The sequence below is a fragment of the Lentzea nigeriaca genome, from assembly GCF_016907955.1.
Classification (GTDB): domain Bacteria; phylum Actinomycetota; class Actinomycetes; order Mycobacteriales; family Pseudonocardiaceae; genus Lentzea; species Lentzea nigeriaca.
The window spans coordinates 70,380-87,181 of sequence record NZ_JAFBCX010000012.1 but is presented as its reverse complement, the minus strand read 5'-3'; the positions used below and the strand labels follow the sequence as shown (position 1 = coordinate 87,181).

At 67.9% G+C, this 16,802-nt stretch carries 15 protein-coding genes and 2 riboswitches; of the genes, 5 read left to right on the top strand and 10 right to left on the bottom strand.

Features of this window, described 5'->3' with window-relative positions; all coding sequences use genetic code 11:
• Window positions 1-116: 116 nt before the first annotated feature.
• The 3 genes from pabB to JOD27_RS32990 form a co-directional block, all read right to left on the bottom strand.
• Window positions 117-2,114 carry an aminodeoxychorismate synthase component I gene (pabB, locus tag JOD27_RS33000; protein WP_204766225.1) on the bottom strand — a complete coding sequence of 666 codons (1,998 nt, stop codon included), beginning with the start codon at window positions 2,112-2,114 and terminating at the stop codon, window positions 117-119.
• 93 nt (window positions 2,115-2,207) lie between these two features.
• Window positions 2,208-3,062, bottom strand: coding sequence for a hypothetical protein (locus JOD27_RS32995; RefSeq protein WP_204766224.1), 855 nt, complete (start codon window positions 3,060-3,062; stop codon window positions 2,208-2,210).
• Window positions 3,059-3,556, bottom strand: coding sequence for a SigE family RNA polymerase sigma factor (locus tag JOD27_RS32990; RefSeq protein ID WP_204766223.1), 498 nt, complete (start codon window positions 3,554-3,556; stop codon window positions 3,059-3,061). The genes JOD27_RS32995 and JOD27_RS32990 overlap by 4 nt, the downstream gene beginning before the upstream one ends.
• 186 nt (window positions 3,557-3,742) lie before the next feature.
• Between JOD27_RS32990 and JOD27_RS32985 the strand changes: the two genes are divergently transcribed.
• The 4 genes from JOD27_RS32985 (at window position 3,743) to JOD27_RS32975 (ending at window position 7,460) form a co-directional block, all read left to right on the top strand.
• Entirely contained in the window at window positions 3,743-4,912 is a 1,170-nt protein-coding gene (locus tag JOD27_RS32985; RefSeq protein WP_307830468.1) for a metallophosphoesterase, read from the top strand.
• Window positions 4,913-5,019: 107 nt separating this feature from the next.
• Window positions 5,020-6,186, top strand: coding sequence for a type III PLP-dependent enzyme (locus JOD27_RS32980; protein ID WP_239570001.1), 1,167 nt, complete (start codon window positions 5,020-5,022; stop codon window positions 6,184-6,186).
• Window positions 6,187-6,219: 33 nt separating this feature from the next.
• Window positions 6,220-6,615, top strand: a complete 396-nt coding sequence (speD, locus tag JOD27_RS45390; RefSeq protein WP_239569998.1) for an adenosylmethionine decarboxylase — start codon at window positions 6,220-6,222, stop codon at window positions 6,613-6,615.
• 29 nt (window positions 6,616-6,644) lie between these two features.
• Entirely contained in the window at window positions 6,645-7,460 is an 816-nt protein-coding gene (locus JOD27_RS32975) for a spermidine synthase (RefSeq protein ID WP_204766329.1), read from the top strand.
• 136 nt (window positions 7,461-7,596) lie between these two features.
• On the opposite strand, the gene JOD27_RS32970 is transcribed toward JOD27_RS32975, so the two are convergent.
• The 3 genes from JOD27_RS32970 to JOD27_RS32960 form a co-directional block, all read right to left on the bottom strand.
• A complete protein-coding gene (locus tag JOD27_RS32970; RefSeq protein ID WP_204766222.1) occupies window positions 7,597-9,645 on the bottom strand; it encodes a S9 family peptidase in 2,049 nt (682 codons plus the stop codon).
• Window positions 9,646-9,956: 311 nt separating this feature from the next.
• Window positions 9,957-10,727: a DUF1295 domain-containing protein gene (locus JOD27_RS32965; protein ID WP_204766221.1), complete on the bottom strand. Its 771-nt coding sequence runs from the start codon at window positions 10,725-10,727 to the stop codon at window positions 9,957-9,959.
• Complete coding sequence (locus JOD27_RS32960) at window positions 10,727-11,950, bottom strand: class I SAM-dependent methyltransferase (protein WP_204766328.1); 1,224 nt, start codon at window positions 11,948-11,950, stop codon at window positions 10,727-10,729. Before JOD27_RS32960 ends, JOD27_RS32965 begins: the two co-directional genes overlap by 1 nt.
• 153 nt (window positions 11,951-12,103) lie before the next feature.
• On the opposite strand from JOD27_RS32960, the gene JOD27_RS32955 reads away from it, so the two are divergent.
• Window positions 12,104-12,781: a COG4315 family predicted lipoprotein gene (locus JOD27_RS32955; RefSeq protein WP_239569996.1), complete on the top strand. Its 678-nt coding sequence runs from the start codon at window positions 12,104-12,106 to the stop codon at window positions 12,779-12,781.
• A gap of 581 nt (window positions 12,782-13,362) precedes the next feature.
• On the opposite strand, the gene glyA is transcribed toward JOD27_RS32955, so the two are convergent.
• The 4 genes from glyA to JOD27_RS32935 all read right to left on the bottom strand — a co-directional run bounded on the left by glyA (window position 13,363) and on the right by JOD27_RS32935 (window position 16,758).
• The gene (gene glyA / locus JOD27_RS32950) at window positions 13,363-14,628 is read right to left on the bottom strand and encodes a serine hydroxymethyltransferase (RefSeq protein ID WP_204766220.1); all 1,266 of its coding nucleotides are present in this window, start codon (window positions 14,626-14,628) and stop codon (window positions 13,363-13,365) included.
• Window positions 14,629-14,641: 13 nt separating this feature from the next.
• Entirely contained in the window at window positions 14,642-15,736 is a 1,095-nt protein-coding gene (gcvT, locus tag JOD27_RS32945; protein ID WP_204766219.1) for a glycine cleavage system aminomethyltransferase GcvT, read from the bottom strand.
• 99 nt (window positions 15,737-15,835) lie between these two features.
• Window positions 15,836-15,920: riboswitch (glycine riboswitch) on the bottom strand.
• Window position 15,921: 1 nt separating this feature from the next.
• A riboswitch (glycine riboswitch) is annotated at window positions 15,922-16,012 on the bottom strand.
• A gap of 45 nt (window positions 16,013-16,057) precedes the next feature.
• Window positions 16,058-16,360: a DUF3817 domain-containing protein gene (locus tag JOD27_RS32940; protein ID WP_204766218.1), complete on the bottom strand. Its 303-nt coding sequence runs from the start codon at window positions 16,358-16,360 to the stop codon at window positions 16,058-16,060.
• A gap of 14 nt (window positions 16,361-16,374) precedes the next feature.
• A complete protein-coding gene (locus tag JOD27_RS32935) occupies window positions 16,375-16,758 on the bottom strand; it encodes a hypothetical protein (RefSeq protein ID WP_307830467.1) in 384 nt (127 codons plus the stop codon).
• Between the last annotated feature and the right edge of the window lie 44 nt (window positions 16,759-16,802).

Sequence of the window (16,802 nt, the reverse complement as noted above, 5' to 3'; positions counted from 1 at the left end):
CGCAAACACGCGAGGTTTCCACACGTCGGCCGGGTCTCCGGCCGACGTGTTAACCCGTCTGAGGATCAAACACACTCTTGTTCGTTCACACTCGCGCTATACCCCGGAACGTGGGATCAACGACCGGGAAAGTGCGCTCCGAACAGGCGTAACACCGCAGTCGCCTTGACCGCTGTCTCCTCGAATTCCTCGTCGGGGTCGGACAGCGAGATGACCGCTCCGCCCACGCCGAAACTGACCCGCTCGCCGTTCGCGACGAGCGTTCGGATGACGATGCTGAAGTCGGCGGCTCCGTTGAGCGAGAAGTAACCGAGCGCTCCCGAGTACACCCCGCGTGGACCGGCTTCCAACCCATCGAGGATCTGCATGGTCCGGATCTTCGGGGCACCGGTCATCGAACCACCGGGAAACGCGGCTCGAACACATCGGACGGCAGAACTGTCCGGCCGAAGACGTGCCCGCACGGTGCTCACCAATTGGTGCACGGTCGCGTAGGTCTCGACGTCGAACAACCGCGTCACCTCGACAGAACCCACTTCCGCGCACGTGCCGAGATCGTTGCGGACGAGGTCCACGATCATCAGGTTCTCCGCACGGTCCTTGACCGAACGGGCCAACGCAGTGCGCAACATCTCGTCGTCCCACGCATCAACACCTCGGGGACGCGTGCCCTTGATCGGCGATGACTCGACGACACCATGTCGGTCTACCCGGATAAATCGTTCGGGTGACGTGCTGAGCACGGACAGTTCACCGAAACGCAGCAACGCGCCGAACGGAACGGGATTGGCGGCGCGAAGCAGCCGATAAGTGTCCCAAGGGTCGAGCGGGGCTCGACCGGACGTCACGCACGACATCATGTTCGTCAAGCACGCCTCGTAGGTCTCCCCCGCCGTGATCGCTTCCTGGCACGCGCTGATCAGCTTCAGGTAGTGCGCGCGCGGATGCCGCAACGTCACCTCGGACACCGCGGGCCGGGAAGGCTCATCCGACGGCCGCAGATCGGCCAGAACGGCCAGAACGTCGTCGAACCAGGTGTCATCGGTCAACGACAGCAAATACACGCACTCATCAACGTGGTCGATGACCACCGCACGGTCCGCGAACACGAACGACGCGTCGGGTTGTTCCGCGCGGTGGGCGAAGTCGCCGCCGCACTCCGCTTTCAGCTCGTAGCCGAGATATCCGACCCACCCGAGTGCGAAGTCGAACGGCACATCGGGCTGTTCGACTCCCCACGCCGCGACGTCGTCGTCCATCCACGAGAAGAAGGACGGACACGGCACAGCCTTGCCGTCGATGGTGAGCATCTGGTCCGGCACCGAGTACTGCGCGACACGCGCGAGAGGCCCCGACGCGTCCCCCATGAACGAGAAGCGCCCGCCGGACCCGCTGTCCAGCCAGAACGCGGTCCCAGAAGCCCCGTGGAGCGCCGAGAACGCCTCCTCCGGGTCCACTGCCACGTCGAGCCGCCGGACGTGCACAGGGCGCTTCTGAGGCGCTGGACGAACCAGCACCGGTTCGGGCACGGCGGCGGTCCGCGTCGGGGTCAGCGCGCCGAAGTTCGCGAGCATCTCCCGCCCGAAGTCGGTGCAGATCGACTCGGGGTGGAACTGCACACCCCACGCGGGCCGGTCGAGTGCGCGCACACCCATCAGCACGGAGTCGTCGCTCCACGCGATGGCTTCCAAAGAAGAAGGCAGATCCGTGACGGCCAATGAGTGGTACCGCACGACGTCCAAAGGCGACGGCAGCCCGGCGAACACGTCGACACCCGTATGTGTGACCGGCGAGACGATCCCGTGGCGCGGCACGGGCGCGGGACCGACCGTGGCGCCGTACGACAGGCACAGGCCCTGATGCCCCAGACAGACGCCAAGCAACGGGATCTCGGCGTGGTCGATCACCGCGCGGCAGATGCCGAAGTCGGCGGGCTCACCCGGCCGGCCCGGTCCTGGTGAGATCACCACGTTGTCGAACGACCGCAGCGAGGCAAGCCGAAAGCGCGGGTCGTCGTTGTGGACGACCACGGGCTCGACACCGTTCACCTCAGCGAGGTGCTGGAAGAGGTTGAACGTGAACGAGTCGTAGTTGTCGATGAGGAGAGTCCGCATTGCAATACGGCACTCTACCTGCCAAAACACCCGAACAGAGCAACGAGAGAGGGCGGCCACAGACGTGACCGCCCTCCGGACTGCTTCGGCGACTCAGCTCCCGAGGACGAACTTCGGATCCGCCGCGAGCGCCGCCAGTTCAGGAGACAGGAACGGCTCCGCGTCCAGCGCCGGATACCCCCCGTAGCGGTACTCGGCCTCCTGCATGATCGTGACTGTCCAGCCGTTGGCCGCCCGGTAGGACGCCCAGGTGCCGGCGCCTCGTTCGGGGCTCGCGGCAGAGGCGACCCCGACCTGCTTCCCGCCGACCTCGACGATCTTGCATTCGGCGTTGTCCACGCCCTGGAAGCGCTTGGCCAGGGCGCACGGGTCGGTCGGATCCTTCGGGTTCGGCATCGACACGTTGGCCATCAGCCTGCCGACCTTCTCTCCCTTGCGCACCGGCACGTACGCCGTGTACGTCCATACTTCCGGCTTCTGCCCCTTGTCCGTGGAGATCTGCGCCTGGGCGTGGAGCATGCCGCCGTGCATGCGGGGATCCTTGTACTTCAGATCCGGTGTGTCGTACCCGGCCGGCGCGGACGCCATGAGCAGGTTCAACAGCTGCTTGCCCCGGTCGGCCTGCGGGCCGTTGGTGGCCGTGCGGTCGCTCTGTCCGACCGGCCACTTGTCGCCCCACTGCGTGTCCGGCATCCCCGCGTTGGAGCTGCTGCTGCTCGGCCCTGCACCCGTCAGGTACTCCTGCGTACCCTTCGGGTTGAGCGCGAACGCCGACCCGAGGCCGACGCCGACCACGAGCACCGCGACCACGGCACCGACGATCGACGACCGCCGCTTCGACCTGGCCCTGCGGGCCACGTCGAGCGCCCTGCCGGGATCCATGGCAGGCGGCGGGCTGCTCGCCACCACAACGTCCTCGAAAGCCCTTTTGAGGTCCTGTTCGTTCATCGAACCCTCTCCTGCTGTGAGAGCAGGCCGCGCAGCGTCTGCAGCCCCCGCGCGGCCTGACTCTTTACCGTTCCTTCCGAACACCTGAGGACAGCCGCCGTCTGTTCGATCGACATGTCCTCCCAGTACCGCAGGACGAGGCACGCACGCTGTTTCGGAGGCACCTTCGCCAGAGCCTCCAGCAACATCATCCGGTCCTCGGGGTACGTGCCCGGTGGAGCTGCCGAGTCGGTGAGCTCGTCGCTCGCCGACTCGAACCGGAACCACCCGCGCCGTCGCTCGGACAGGAACGTCCGCACCAGAATCTGCCTGGTGTAGGCGTCCAGCGCCTCGTGCCGTTCAACCCGCTTCCACGCCAGGTAGAGCTTCGTGAACGCCTGCTGCACGAGGTCTTCCGCGCGATGCCAGTCACCGCACAGCAGGTAAGCCGTGCCGCGCATGGCGTCGGAACGGGCCGCGAAGTAGTCCTGGAACGCGGCGTCCCGATCACTCATCAGGTTTCCCCCTATCTGCGGTACCGGGTTACTCACGCCGCCTGCGGCCCTGCGGGTTGCATCAACCTGAACGACTTTTCCGGCGTGGCTTGGCGAGGGTGCCACCGGCTGTGACGGTTCGCGTGCCGAAAGTGAGATCACGGCGTCGTCGATCAAGTCCGCAGCGGCGAAACGCATACTGATGTCGTGATTTTCCTGTTGCTCCTGGGGGTCCCGACCGCGCTTGGCCACGTGTACCTGTGGCGTCGGCTGGTCGTGGACACGACGCGCCCGCTCACGCTCGGCCGGCGTATTGGCACGTGGGCCATCGTCGGGGCGTTCGCGCTGTTGATGAGCACGCTGGTCGTGACGCGACGGGTGCCACCGGAGTACGGGAAGTTCTTCGCCTGGCCGGGGTTCGTGTGGCTCGCCGTGCTGTTCTACCTGGCCATCGCGCTGGGAATCGCGGAGATTCCCCGCCGGATCCTGCTGAAGCGAGCAACGCTCGTGCCGGCCGCCGTGGGCGCCGAGCCGGTCGAGGTGGTGCCGGACCCGTCGCGGAGGCTGTTCATCTCGCGGTCGGTGGCCATCGGCTCCGGCATCGCGGCGGGCAGCGTCGTCGGCTACGGCATGACGCAGGCCCTGGGCGCGCCGCAGCTGCTCACCGTGCCGGTGACGCTGGACAAGCTCCAGAAGTCCCTGTCGGGCTTCCGGATCGCGGTGGTGAGCGACATTCACCTCGGGCCGCTGCTCGGCCGGTCGCACACCGAACGGATCGTGCGGATGATCAACGAGCAGGACGCCGACCTCGTCGCGATCGTCGGTGACCTGGTGGACGGCACAGTCGCCGAGCTCGGCGAGGCCGCGGCGCCGTTGCGGGACCTCGTGCCCAGGCACGGCAGCTTCTTCGTGACGGGCAACCACGAGTACTTCTCCGGGCACGAACAGTGGATCTCGGAGCTGGACCGGCTCGGCGTGAACCCGTTGCGCAACGAGGGTTTGACAGTTGCCGGTGGCATCGAGCTCGCGGGTGTGAACGACGTGACCGGCAAGTCCTACGGCGACGCGCCGGACTTCGAGCGCGCTCTCACGGGCCGCGACCGGAAGAACCCGCTCGTCCTGTTGGCACACCAGCCGGTGCAGGTCGGCGACGCGGCTTCACGCGGCGTCGACCTCCAGTTGTCCGGCCATACACACGGTGGACAGATGGTGCCGTTCAATTTCGTGGTGCCAGTGCAGCAACCCAGCGTCGCGGGGCTGTCGAAGGTGGACGACACGTGGCTGTACGTCAGTCGTGGCGCGGGTTTCTGGGGTCCGCCGGTGCGCGTCGGCGCGCCGCCGGACATCACGATGATCGAACTGCGTTCTGCTGGCTAAGTCACACTCGGCCGGATGGATTGCGCACTTGGGGTGTCCAGGCCGTAGAGTGGACGGCCGTGCCCGCGTACGGACCGCGAGGCGGATGAAGGGGGAACCCTGGGGAAATGACCGAGAGCTTCGCCGTTGACCGGCGTTACGAGGCAGAGGCTCGTATTCGGCGTTTCCTGGACCAGGAGAACCCGTCGACACCGTGTCTGGTGATCGACCTCGAGACGATCCGCGCGCGCTACCAGGCCATCCACGCGGCACTGCCGTCCGTCGACATCTACTACGCCGTCAAGTCGAACCCCGAGGCGGACGTGGTCGGCACGCTCGTGGCCGAGGGTTCGCGGTTCGACGTCGCGTCGCCCGCGGAGATCGACCTGTGCCTCGAGCGCGGCGCCTCGCCCGCGACGATCTCCTACAGCAACCCCATCAAGAAGGCCGCGGACATCGCGTACGCCTACTCGCGCGGGGTGCGACTGTTCGTGTCGGACAGCGAGCAGGACGTGCGGTTCGTGGCCGAGCACGCGCCCGGTTCGTCCGTGCTGGTACGGATTCTCGTACAGAGCAAGGGTTCCACCTATCCGTTCGGCAACAAGTTCGGTTGCGATCCGGAGATGGCGACGGATCTCTTGCGGCTGGCGCACCAGTTGGGACTCGTTCCTTTGGGTGTCGCTTTCCACGCGGGCTCGCAACAGATGTCCGTTTCCGGCTGGGACTCCGGCATCGCCGACGCCGCGCTGATCGCCGCCAAGCTGCGTGCGGAAGGCATCGAGACGTCGACGGTCAACCTGGGCGGCGGCCTTCCCGCCGTGTACCAGGACTCCACGCCCTCACTCGAGGCTTTCGCCTCTGCCATCGAGGCGTCGATCGCACGACACTTCGGTGATGTGCGTCCACGCGTGATGATCGAACCCGGCCGTGCGATCTCCGCGGAGGCCGGGATGATCCGCTCCTCCGTCGTGTTGGTGTCGCGCAAGTCCTATTCGGACGAACGCCGCTGGGTGTACATCGACATCGGCCGCTACCAGGGCCTCGCCGAGACCGAGGGCGAGGCGATCGCGTACCGTCTGCGGACCTCGCGCGACGGTTCCGCGACCGGCCCGGTCGTGCTGGCGGGCCCGACGTGCGACGCGGACGACGTGATCTACCAGCACACCCGCTACGACCTGCCGCTCGACCTCGAGGCCGGTGACCACGTGGACATCCTCCACGCGGGCGCCTACACGTCCTCGTATTCGTCCGTGTGCTTCAACGGCTTCCCGCCGTTGGCCACGTACTGCATCTAAGTCCGTAGTTATTCACATAGTTTGGAGTGATTGATGTCCGAAGCGCCCTGTCAGACCGAGGAGACCGTCGGTTTGTTCGCGGGACAGCACGTACTTGCAGAGCTCTCGGGTGTGAGTGCCGAACTGCTCGATGACGAGCAGTTCCTGAAGCACGCCCTTGGTGAGGTTCTCACGCAGGCCGACGCAACGGTGCTGGAGGTGATCTCCAAGAAGTTCGATCCCCAAGGAGTCACCGTGCTGGCTTTGCTGTCGGAATCCCATGCGTCGATCCACACCTATCCCGAAGTCGGGTCGGTGTTCGTCGACGTGTTCACCTGCGGTACTCGTGCGAAACCCGCGCTGGCCGTCCAGCTACTCGCTGACGCCCTGGGCGCCGCTCACGTGAGCACGGATCTCGTCACTCGTGGCATCAAGGAGCACGCCGCGTGAACACCATCAACGAGCCGCTCGCCGAGGGCATGACGCGCCACTGGCGAGTGGACGAGGTGCTGGTCGACACCAAGACCGACTTCCAGCACCTGGTGATCGCCCGCACGGCCCAGGGCGTGTCGCTGTTCTGCGACAACGACCGCCAGTCGACGGAGTTCAGCCAGCTGACCTACCACGAGGCCCTGATGGTGCCGGCGCTCCTGCTGGCCGACCAGGTCGAGCGCGTGCTGGTCATCGGCTCCTCCGAGGGCGTCGTGTGCCAGATGGCGGTTCAGCACGGTGCCTCCGTCGTCGACCACATCGACATCGACGAGCAGGCCGTGAAGCTGTGCGCGGAGCACCTGCCGTACGGGTACACGCTGGAGGAGCTGGCACTCGCCGAGAAGGGCGAGGGTCCGATCCGCGTCCAGTACATCGACGGGTTCGAGTACATCCGCACGACGTCGGAGAAGTACGACATCGTGCTGGTGGACCTGCCCGACGAGCGCGAGGAGGAGGCGCAGCACAACCGCTTGTACGGCGCCGACTTCCTGCGCATGTGCAAGGCCCTGCTGCGTCCGGGCGGCGTCGTCGTCAACCAGTCCGGCTGCCAGACGATGTGGCGCAACACCACGCTGATCCGCTCCTGGCAGCGGTTCAACGAGGTGTTCGATACCGTTGCCTACTACGGCTCCGACGAGCACGAGTGGGCGTACCTGTTCGGCCGCGCGGACGTGGTCGAGGACCCGACCGCGCTGATGGTGGAGCGGTTGCGGACGGCCGGGTACCAGCCGGAGTCGATCGACGACCTCGCGCTGGTCGGGAACAGCATTCCGCCTTACCGGGTGCGGCAGTCGCTGGCCTGACGGTTCGGCTTGTGAGAGGGGCGCTTCCCGTTGCGGGAGGCGCCCCTTTTGCTGTTTCCGATCGCGCCCTGGTGGTGACTGCGGATCCATGGTGTCGGGGTGCGGGCGGGACCGGTCCTGGTCCCGCCCGCATCGCTCAGGACAGGGACTGCTTGAGGAAGTCGACCTGCAGGAGGAGCAGGTTTTCGGCCACCTGTTCCTGCGGCGTCATGTGCGTGACGCCCGAGAGCGGCAGCACGGTGTGGGGGCGGCCCGCGGCCAGCAGGGCGTTGGAGAGGCGCAGGGTGTGGGCTGCCACCACGTTGTCGTCGGCCAGGCCGTGGATGATCATCAGTGGGCGGGAGAGCTTGTCGGCGTCGGCGATCAGGGAGTTCGCGTCGTACACCTCGGGCTTGTCGTCGGGGTGGCCCAGGTAGCGCTCGGTGTAGTGGGTGTCGTAGAGGCGCCAGTCGGTCACCGGGGCGCCGGCGATGCCCGCGTGGAAGACGTCCGGGCGGCGCAGGACGGCCAGGGCGCTGAGGTAGCCGCCGTACGACCAGCCTCGGATGGCCACGCGGGTCAGGTCCAGGTCGGGTTCGAGGGCCGCGGCCGCGTGGAGGGCGTCCACCTGGTCTTCCAGGGTGGCGCCGGCGAAGTCGTGGGCGATGGCGCGTTCCCAGGCGAGGCCTCGGCCAGGGGTGCCGCGGCCGTCGGCCACCAGGACGGCGAAGCCCTGGTCTGCCAGCCACTGCGAGGCGAGGAACGCGTTCTGGGCCGACACCACGCGCTGGGCGTGCGGGCCGCCGTACGGGTCCATCAGGACCGGGAGCTTGGTTCCCGACGTGTGGCCGGTCGGGAGCAGGAGGGCCGCGCGGATCTTGCGTTCGCCCAGGGTCAGCATTCGCGGGGACGCCTTGAGCACCGGGGTCTCTGCCCACGACTCGATGACGTAGTCGCCGACGGTCGCTCGGGCGCCGAACCTGTCCAAAGTGGCCGAAATCAGCACGATCGTGCTGCCGCCCCGGACTGCGGTGTGCACACCGTCCTCAGTGGACAGTTGCTCCACCTTGGCGCCGACCGAGTAGACGTGCGTCTGGGTCGGGTCGTCCGACGACGCGGCGATCAGGATCGAGTCGCCCGCGATGTCGAGGACACGGCGCACCTGGAGGCCCTCGGTGAGGATGTCGTCGCCCACCTGCAGTGCGTACTCGTCGCCGTTGCCCACGATCCGCACCAGGCGGCCGTCCGGGGTCCACGCCGGAGCGCCGTCGGTGACCTCGAGCCACGTCGGGTCGGTCTCGGTGACGAGGTCGGACACCGCGCCGGTGTCCGGGGTCAGGGCGTGGATCTTACGAGTGCGCTGGTCACGGGTCTGGGTGGTGATCAGCGGGGCGCCGCCGGAGGACCAGTGCACGTCGTTCAGGTAGTCGAACTCGAGCAGCACCGGGACGAAGGTGCCGTCCAGCGACACCACGTGCAGCGACACGGTGGCGTTGGTGGTGCCGGCGGCCGGATAGGCGATCTCGGTGGCGGCGGTGGCCGGGTTGGCCGGGTCGGCGATGTACCAGCGCTGCACCGGGGCGTTGTTCACGCGCGCCGCGATGAGGCGGGTGCCGTTCGGCTCCCACCAGTAGCCGCGGTAGCGCGACATCTCCTCGGCCGCGATGAACTCGGCCAGGCCGAACGTCACGTCCTCGCCGTCGGGGACGGCCACGGCGTAGTCGTCGCCCGAGTCGAGCTCGACCACGCGCAGGGTGCCGCGGGTGACATAGGCCACACGCGAGCCCGTCGGGTCGACGCGCGGGTCGATGACGCCGCCCTCGGTCGGCAGTTCGCGGACGGCGCCCTTCACGAGGTCGGCCACGAACAGGCGGCCGGACAGCGCGAACGACGCGACCGTCGCGTCCTTCGACAGCGCGTAGCCCACGATGCCCGCGCCGGACTCACGCGTGCGCTCGCGGCGGGCCTTCTCCTCCGCCGGCAGGTCCTCGGGGTCGGTCAGCAGCTGCGCCGGGTCGGCGAGCAGCCTTTCGGCGCCGGTGGCCGTGTTCAGCTCCCAGAGGCCGTTCGCACGGCTCGTGGCCGTGGCCGGACGCAGGAAGAAGACACGTTCCCCGTCTGACGACACCGCGAAGGTCCGGGGTGCGCCTACGGTGAACCGCTGGGTGCGCGCCTGTTGGCGCGGGAAGGAGATGTCGTTGCCCACCCGCCCACACTAACCCGCGGGCCTGCGCCAGACCGGTGCCGTGAGGCTTTCTGCCTGGCGCGATACAGACCAGTCGGCGGGTTGTGAACACGCGAGGGCACGACGCGAGCACGGCCCGCGAGGAGCTGTGGCGAGACGAACCGGGTGGCGCATGGAACACGCCGCGTGGCACGAATCGGCTCGTGCGTCGAACGCACTCGGCACAGCCGAAACGAGCCGGACTGCGCGGAACATGCTGCACGGCACGAAACCGCCGCGCGCGAACCACACCGCAGCCCAACCACGTCACCGCGCAGCCGACACCGCCACACCTACCCCACGCGACTGCGCGGAGGCAGCGGCACGAACCCGCTCGTGCGCCGGACGTACTCGGCGTAGCCGGGACGCCGGGACATGATGTCCTTCTCCAGCAACGGTTTGCCGGTGCCCTTCGCGAGCAGCCACGTCATGATCACCGGGCCGATGATCGTGAGCGCGGCGGGCCACGAGTGCAACGCGAACAGGTACAGGCCCCACCACACGACGGCGTCGCCGAAGTAGTTGGGATGCCTTGTGTAGCGCCACAGTCCGCGGTCCATCACGGCGCCCTTGTTCGCCGGGTCCAAGCGGAAACGGGAGAGCTGCCAGTCGCCAACGGCCTCGAAGATGAAGCCGACCATCCACACGCCAGTGCCCGCCCAGTCTAGCACTCCGATCGGGGCCGAAAGATGCTGTGCGGCCTGGATCGGGAGCGACACGATCCACATCAGAGCGGCCTGGATGAGGTAGACGCGGTACATCCGCAGGCGCGGGTTTCCGTTGGCACGCCTCAAAATGTCTTGGTAGCGGGGGTCTTCGTCCTTGCCGGAGTTGCGCACGAAGATGTGCACTCCCAGGCGTAGGCCCCACACCGCGGTCAGGGCAGTCACGAGCCACTGCCGAGTTGGTTCGCCCTCCGCGAACAGCAAGGTGATCACCGCGATCACTGCGAAGCCGGGACCCCACGCGGAGTCGATCAGGTCGTATCTGCGTCGCGCGTCCGCGTACAGGAACAGGCCGCTGAGCAGCAGGAAGACAGCTGCCAAGCTGATCAGGAAGCTCATCACGCCACCAGTTCGCGGCGCACGCTCGGCATGCCGCTGCGGCCGTGTTCGCTCCTGCGCACCGCGAGGATCTGGTCCACGCCCATCCGCCCCTCCTCGAACGTCAGCGCGCCGCCCGCGAGGTAGAGCCGCCACACGCGCGCCTGTCCCTCGCCGACCAGTGCGACGACCTCGTCCCACCGGTCTTCCAGTGTCTGCGACCACGCCTGCACGGTCCAGACGTAGTGCTCGCGCAACGCGTGGACGTCGCGGATCTCGAAGCCGGCGCTTTCCAGAAAGCCTGTTGTCTGGCTGACGGGTCGCATGTGCATGTCCGGCGCGACATAGGACTCGATGAACGCGCCACCGCCGGGTGCGTTGCGGCCACGGGACATCTGTTGCAGCAGCAGGCGGCCTTCCGGCTTCAGCAAACGGAAGAGCGTGGAGGCGTAGGTCGGGTAGTTCTGCTCGCCGACGTGTTCGCCCATCTCGATGGTGGAGATCGCGTCGAACGGGTCGTCGCGGACTTCGCGATAGTCCTGCAGGCGCACCTCGACGCGGCCCTCCAGGCCCTCTGCGGCGATGCGCGCGAGGATGTGGTCGCGCTGTGAGGCGGAGATCGTGACGCCGGTGGCGTGCACGCCGTAGTCGCGGGCCGCGTGGATGATCACCGATCCCCAGCCGCAGCCGACGTCGAGAAGCCTCATCCCTGGTCGTAGATCCAGCTTGCGGCACACCAGATCCAGCTTGTTGTGCTGGGCCTGGGCCAGCGAGTCCGATGAGGACGCGAAGTAGCCGCACGAGTAGGCCATGCTCGGGTCGAGCACGATCTGGTAGAACGCGTTGCTGAGGTCGTAGTGGTGCGAGATGGCGTCCCGGTCGCGCGGCTTCGTGTGCAGGGCGCCGCGCAGCCGTGCCTCCTCGCGAGGCGCGGACGGGTTGGGGCCCAGCACTTTCAGGCGCAATGCAAGTTTCACGACCTCGGAGATCCGCGGCCGGCGGGTGACGCCGCGCCGCACGAGGCCCCAGATGTGGGACAGGCCGACAGCGAGGTCGCCCTCGACGTCGAGCTCGCCGCTCACGTACGCGCGCGCGAGACCCAGCTCGTTCGGGCTCCAGACGAGGCGGCGGAGAGCGTCGCGAGAGCGGATCACGAGCACCGTGCCGTCCTGCGGGCCCGCCGCGCTTCCGTCCCACGCCCGAATTCCGATCGGCAGCGGCGCGCCCAGCACGCGTTCGGCCATTCCTGCCAGCTGACCAGCGACGACCACCCTGCACCTCCTGCGTGACCTGGCTCCGCCAGACGTTCGAGACGGGAGAAGGTTCGGTTCGTTTCTGAACCGAGACGCGACCACGCCCGTATGGCCTCGATAGAGCGAACGACGGACAAGGAGGACATGAGTGTGATCCGACGTAACCGCATTGCCATCGGGCTCGCCGCGGGGCTGGCAGTTGTGCTGGGTCTGGGTGTCTGGAGTGCCACGGGAAGTGGCACGAACTCGAAACCGGTGGCACAGACCGAAACCGACCTCGGCGTCCTGGGCGACTACGGCGACACGGGTCAGGCCCCGGTACTCCAGGAGCCCGCTCAGGCGCCACAGACCCCTGTTCAGCAGCAGGCACCCGAGACACCGGCCGCGCAGCCCCCCGCCGCGCAGCCCCCCGCCGCCGCCCCGGTGAGCACTCTGCGCCTGGTCGGCAAGGCGGTCGACAAGATGGGCATGGTCGTCCAGGACGGCGACGGCCGCACCATGTACCGCTTCGACAAGGACACCCCGAAGCCGGAAGGCAAGTCGAACTGCAACAACCAGTGCGCCGTCACGTGGCCGCCACTGCTGTCGGACACCATCCCGCAGCTCGAGGGCATCGACCCGAAGCTCGTCTCGCTGATCACCCGCGCGGACGGCAAGAAGCAGGTCGCGATCGACGGCTGGGCCATCTACGCCTACTCGAAGGACCCGGCTCCTGGCAAGTGGGCCGGCCAGGGCGTTGGCGGCACCTGGTTCGTGATCCAGCCGGACGGCAAGCGCAACGTCGAGTGCCTCCCGCCCGGTGTGACGGCTCCCGCTGCGTAAAGACTCCCGTTAGGACGGTCCATCTGAGACACACAACACCCTGACACGGTGACACCCCGGCCCTGGGGAAGGGGCCGGGGTTCCCGTCGTTTCGCTCTCCTGCAAGAGCCCGCCTGAGCCGAGCCAGGCGGGCTCTTGCGTGTCCATCGTGCGGACGACGATCGCAGAATCGGCCACGACAAGGCGACGTGCGGATCGGCCTCAACCCCGCGGTGTGCGACGTGGTCGCGCGCACGAAGGCGATGAGTGGCGGCTCGGTGCTGGTGGTGGCGAGCATCGCCGGCCTGACCGGTGCGCCGGACATGCGGCGAAGCACCCCAGATCGGGGCTGGTGCGGTCCGTGGCTTGGACCGCGCCGCACCACGCGGTACCCGACGGTCTGGTCGGCACGAGGGCGCTGGCAGCCTGCCTCTCGGATCTGCCGACCGCCAGCGGTGACGAGTCGAGGTCACCGACGTGTGCACGCTCGCGCAGGGGTCCCCCTGGCCGGGAAACCCCTCGCAACTCACCCTACTCAGCAGGTCTGACAGTGCCCTGAACAGCGAAAAGGGGGCCCGTCGGCCCCCATTCACGTCAAGCGGTCAGAGCGTCGGGTACAGCGGGTGCTTGGCCGCCAGCACCTCGACGCGGGCGCGCAGCTCGTCGAGTGCGGCACCCGGCTTCAGGGCCTCCGCGATGATGTCGGCGACCTCGGTGAAGTCCACCTCGCCGAAGCCGCGCGTCGCGAGTGCCGGCGTGCCGATCCGCAGGCCCGAGGTGACCATCGGCGGGCGCGGGTCGTTGGGGACGGCGTTGCGGTTGACCGTGATGCCGATCTGGTGCAGCACGTCCTCGGCCTGCTTGCCGTCGAGCTCGGAGTTCACCAGGTCGACCAGCACCAGGTGGACGTCGGTGCCGCCGGTCAGGACCTTCACGCCCGCGGCGGCGACGTCCGGCTGCGAGAGGCGGTCGGCGAGGATCTTCGAGCCCTCCAGCGTGCGGCGCTGGCGGTCGGCGAACTCCGGCGAGGCGGCGTGCTTGAACGCCACGGCCTTGGCGGCGATCACGTGCTCCAGCGGGCCGCCCTGCTGGCCGGGGAAGACCGCAGAGTTGATCTTCTTGGCGATGTCCGCGTCGTTCGACAGGATCACGCCACCGCGGGGGCCGCCGAGGGTCTTGTGCGTGGTCGTCGTCGTCACGTGCGCGTGCGGGACGGGCGACGGGTGCAGACCCGCGGCCACCAGGCCGGCGAAGTGGGCCATGTCCACCATCAGGTAGGCCTCGACCGAGTCGGCGATGCGGCGGAACTCGGCGAAGTCCAGCTGGCGCGGGTAGGCGGACCAGCCGGCGACGATCAGCTTCGGGCGGTGCTCCTGGGCGAGGCGCTCGACCTCGGCCATGTCGACGCGGCCGTCCGAGTCGGAGACGTGGTACGGCACGACGTTGTAGAGCTTGCCGGAGAAGTTGATGCGCATGCCGTGGGTCAGGTGACCGCCGTGCGCGAGGTCCAGGCCGAGGATCGTGTCGCCCGGCTGCAGCAGCGCGAACATCGCGGCCGCGTTGGCCTGCGCGCCCGAGTGCGGCTGGACGTTGGCGAAACCGGAACCGAACAACGACTTGATGCGCTCGATGGCGAGGCGCTCCACGACGTCGACGTGCTCGCAGCCGCCGTAGTAGCGGCGGCCGGGGTAGCCCTCGGCGTACTTGTTGGTGAGCACCGAGCCCTGCGCCTGCAGGACGGAGACCGGCGTGAAGTTCTCCGAGGCGATCATCTCGAGGGTGCCCTGCTGGCGAGCCAGCTCGGCCGCAACGGCCTGCGCGACCTCGGGGTCGTACTCCGCGAGGGAGGCGTTGAACTGGTCGGACATCTGGAGGATCTCCCTACTTGGCGCGCTTGTAGAACGGAAGTGCGACGACCTCGACCGGCTGCTTCTTGCCGCGGACGTCCACCAGCAGTTGGGTGCCGGGCTCGGCACTCGCCTTCGTCACGTAGGCCATGGCGACGGAGTAGCCGAGGGTCGGGGAGAGCGCACCCGACGTCACCTCGCCCACGACCTCGTCGCCGTTCAGCACCGCGTACCCGTGCCGCGGGGCGCGGCGCTCCGGCGTCTTCAGTCCCACGAGGACCGAGTCCACACCGGACTCCGCCACCTTCGTCAGCGCGTCGCGGCCCACGAAGTCGGCGGGCTTGTCGAGCTTCACGACGCGGCCGAGGTTCGCGTGGTACGGCGTCAGCGACGTCGTGAGCTCGTTGCCGTACAACGGCATTCCGGCTTCGAGACGCAACGTGTCGCGGCAGCCGAGACCGCACGGCTTGAGCTCGTGCTCTGCACCGGCCTCCAGCAGTGCGTTCCAGACGGCCGCGGCGTCGGCGGGCGCCAGGAAGAGCTCGAAGCCCTCCTCGCCCGTGTACCCGGTGCGCGCCAGCAGCGCGTCGACGCCGGCGACCTTCGACGGGTAGGACGCGTAGTACTTGACCGTGGAGAGGTCGGTGTCGGTCAGCCCGGAGAGGATCTCGACCGACTTCGGGCCCTGGATCGCGATCAACGCGTAGTCGGTCGACTTGTCCGTCACGACGGTGTCGAACCCCGCGGCGCGCTCGACGAGCGCCTCGGCGACCACGAGAGCGTTGGAGGCGTTCGCGACGACCATGAACTCCTCGTCGCCGAGGCGGTACACGATCAGGTCGTCGATCACGCCGCCGTCGGCCTGCGTGATCATCGTGTAGCGGGCCTTGCCGACCGCCAGCGCCGAGATGTGGCCGACGAGCGCGTAGTCGAGCGCCTCGCCCGCCTGCGGTCCGGTCAGCACGATCTCACCCATGTGCGTGAGGTCGAACAGGCCTGCGGTGGTGCGCACCGCGTGGTGCTCGGCGAGCTCGCTCGAGTAGCGCAGCGGCATCCGCCAGCCCGCGAAGTCGGTGAACATCGCGCCGAGCTGCTCGTGCTCGGCGTTCAGAGGCGTGAGGCGGGACATCAGAACGCTCCTCCAGGGTGCGCCGAAGAGCCGGACGAGGCCGGCTGAGGCAACAGAAGAATGACACGGTCCATCGGAGACTCCTCTTCCAGAGCAGCCTCCCCCTCTGTCATGAGCCTGAGAGCTTCGCCACCGGAGTGGCTTGCACCGTGGGCGAGGCCGATGGGCCTGCTTTCCAGAGTTGCCTTCGTCGTGCGGTATCTGTGCCTGAGAGATTCCGGGGAGGAGTTGCTCCTTCGGCGTCCCCACCGAAGGGGACTCTCCCGCGCGACATCGACGGCCGTGTTCAGTTGGTAGCCCCAGACGCTAGCAGGCCAAACGTCACAGCGGCACGCCCTGCGCGGTCTTCTCGACCACCTTGCGCTCCGCCCAGAACGACAGGAACGGCACGGTGCCGGCGAGCAGCACCAGCGCGGTGCCCTTGATCGACCAGCGCAGCTTCAGCGCCAGGTCGACGGAAATCACCAGGTAGATGGCGTAGAGGAAGCCGTGCACCGGGCCGACGACCTTCATGAACTGGCCCATGTCCGCCGCGTACTTGAGCACCATGGCCACGCACAGCAGCAGCAGGAAGACACCGACCACGTAAGCCATGACCCGGAACCGGGTCAACGCACCCTTCATCTGCCCGCCTTCGCTCAACGACCGTCCCGCGCGTTGAGGTCCGCGAGCATGCGGTTGTAGGCCGCGAGCTCCGCGTCTTCTTCGTCGTCGAAGTGCTCGACAGGCGCGGGTTTGACGGCGTCAACCGTAGTCACCGGCTCCCGCGCCGACACAACCGGCTCCGGCTCGGAGAGAGCCTCGTCACGGCGCTGCCGTGCGAGCTTGCGGAAGCGCCACACCATGAAGGCGGGGAAGAGGCCGAAGAGCGGCCACTGGAGCACGTAACCGAGATTCTGGAACGTGCCGCTGGCGGACTCGAAGCGCTGCCACTGCCAGTACGCGAGCCCGCAACACACAACGAGAGCGATCAGGCAGAGAAACCCGATCAGGATCCGCTGGGGAGTGAGGAGGCCGCGCACGACCTCCAGACTACTTGGGGATGGCTCCCGCCTCCGAGAGCCTG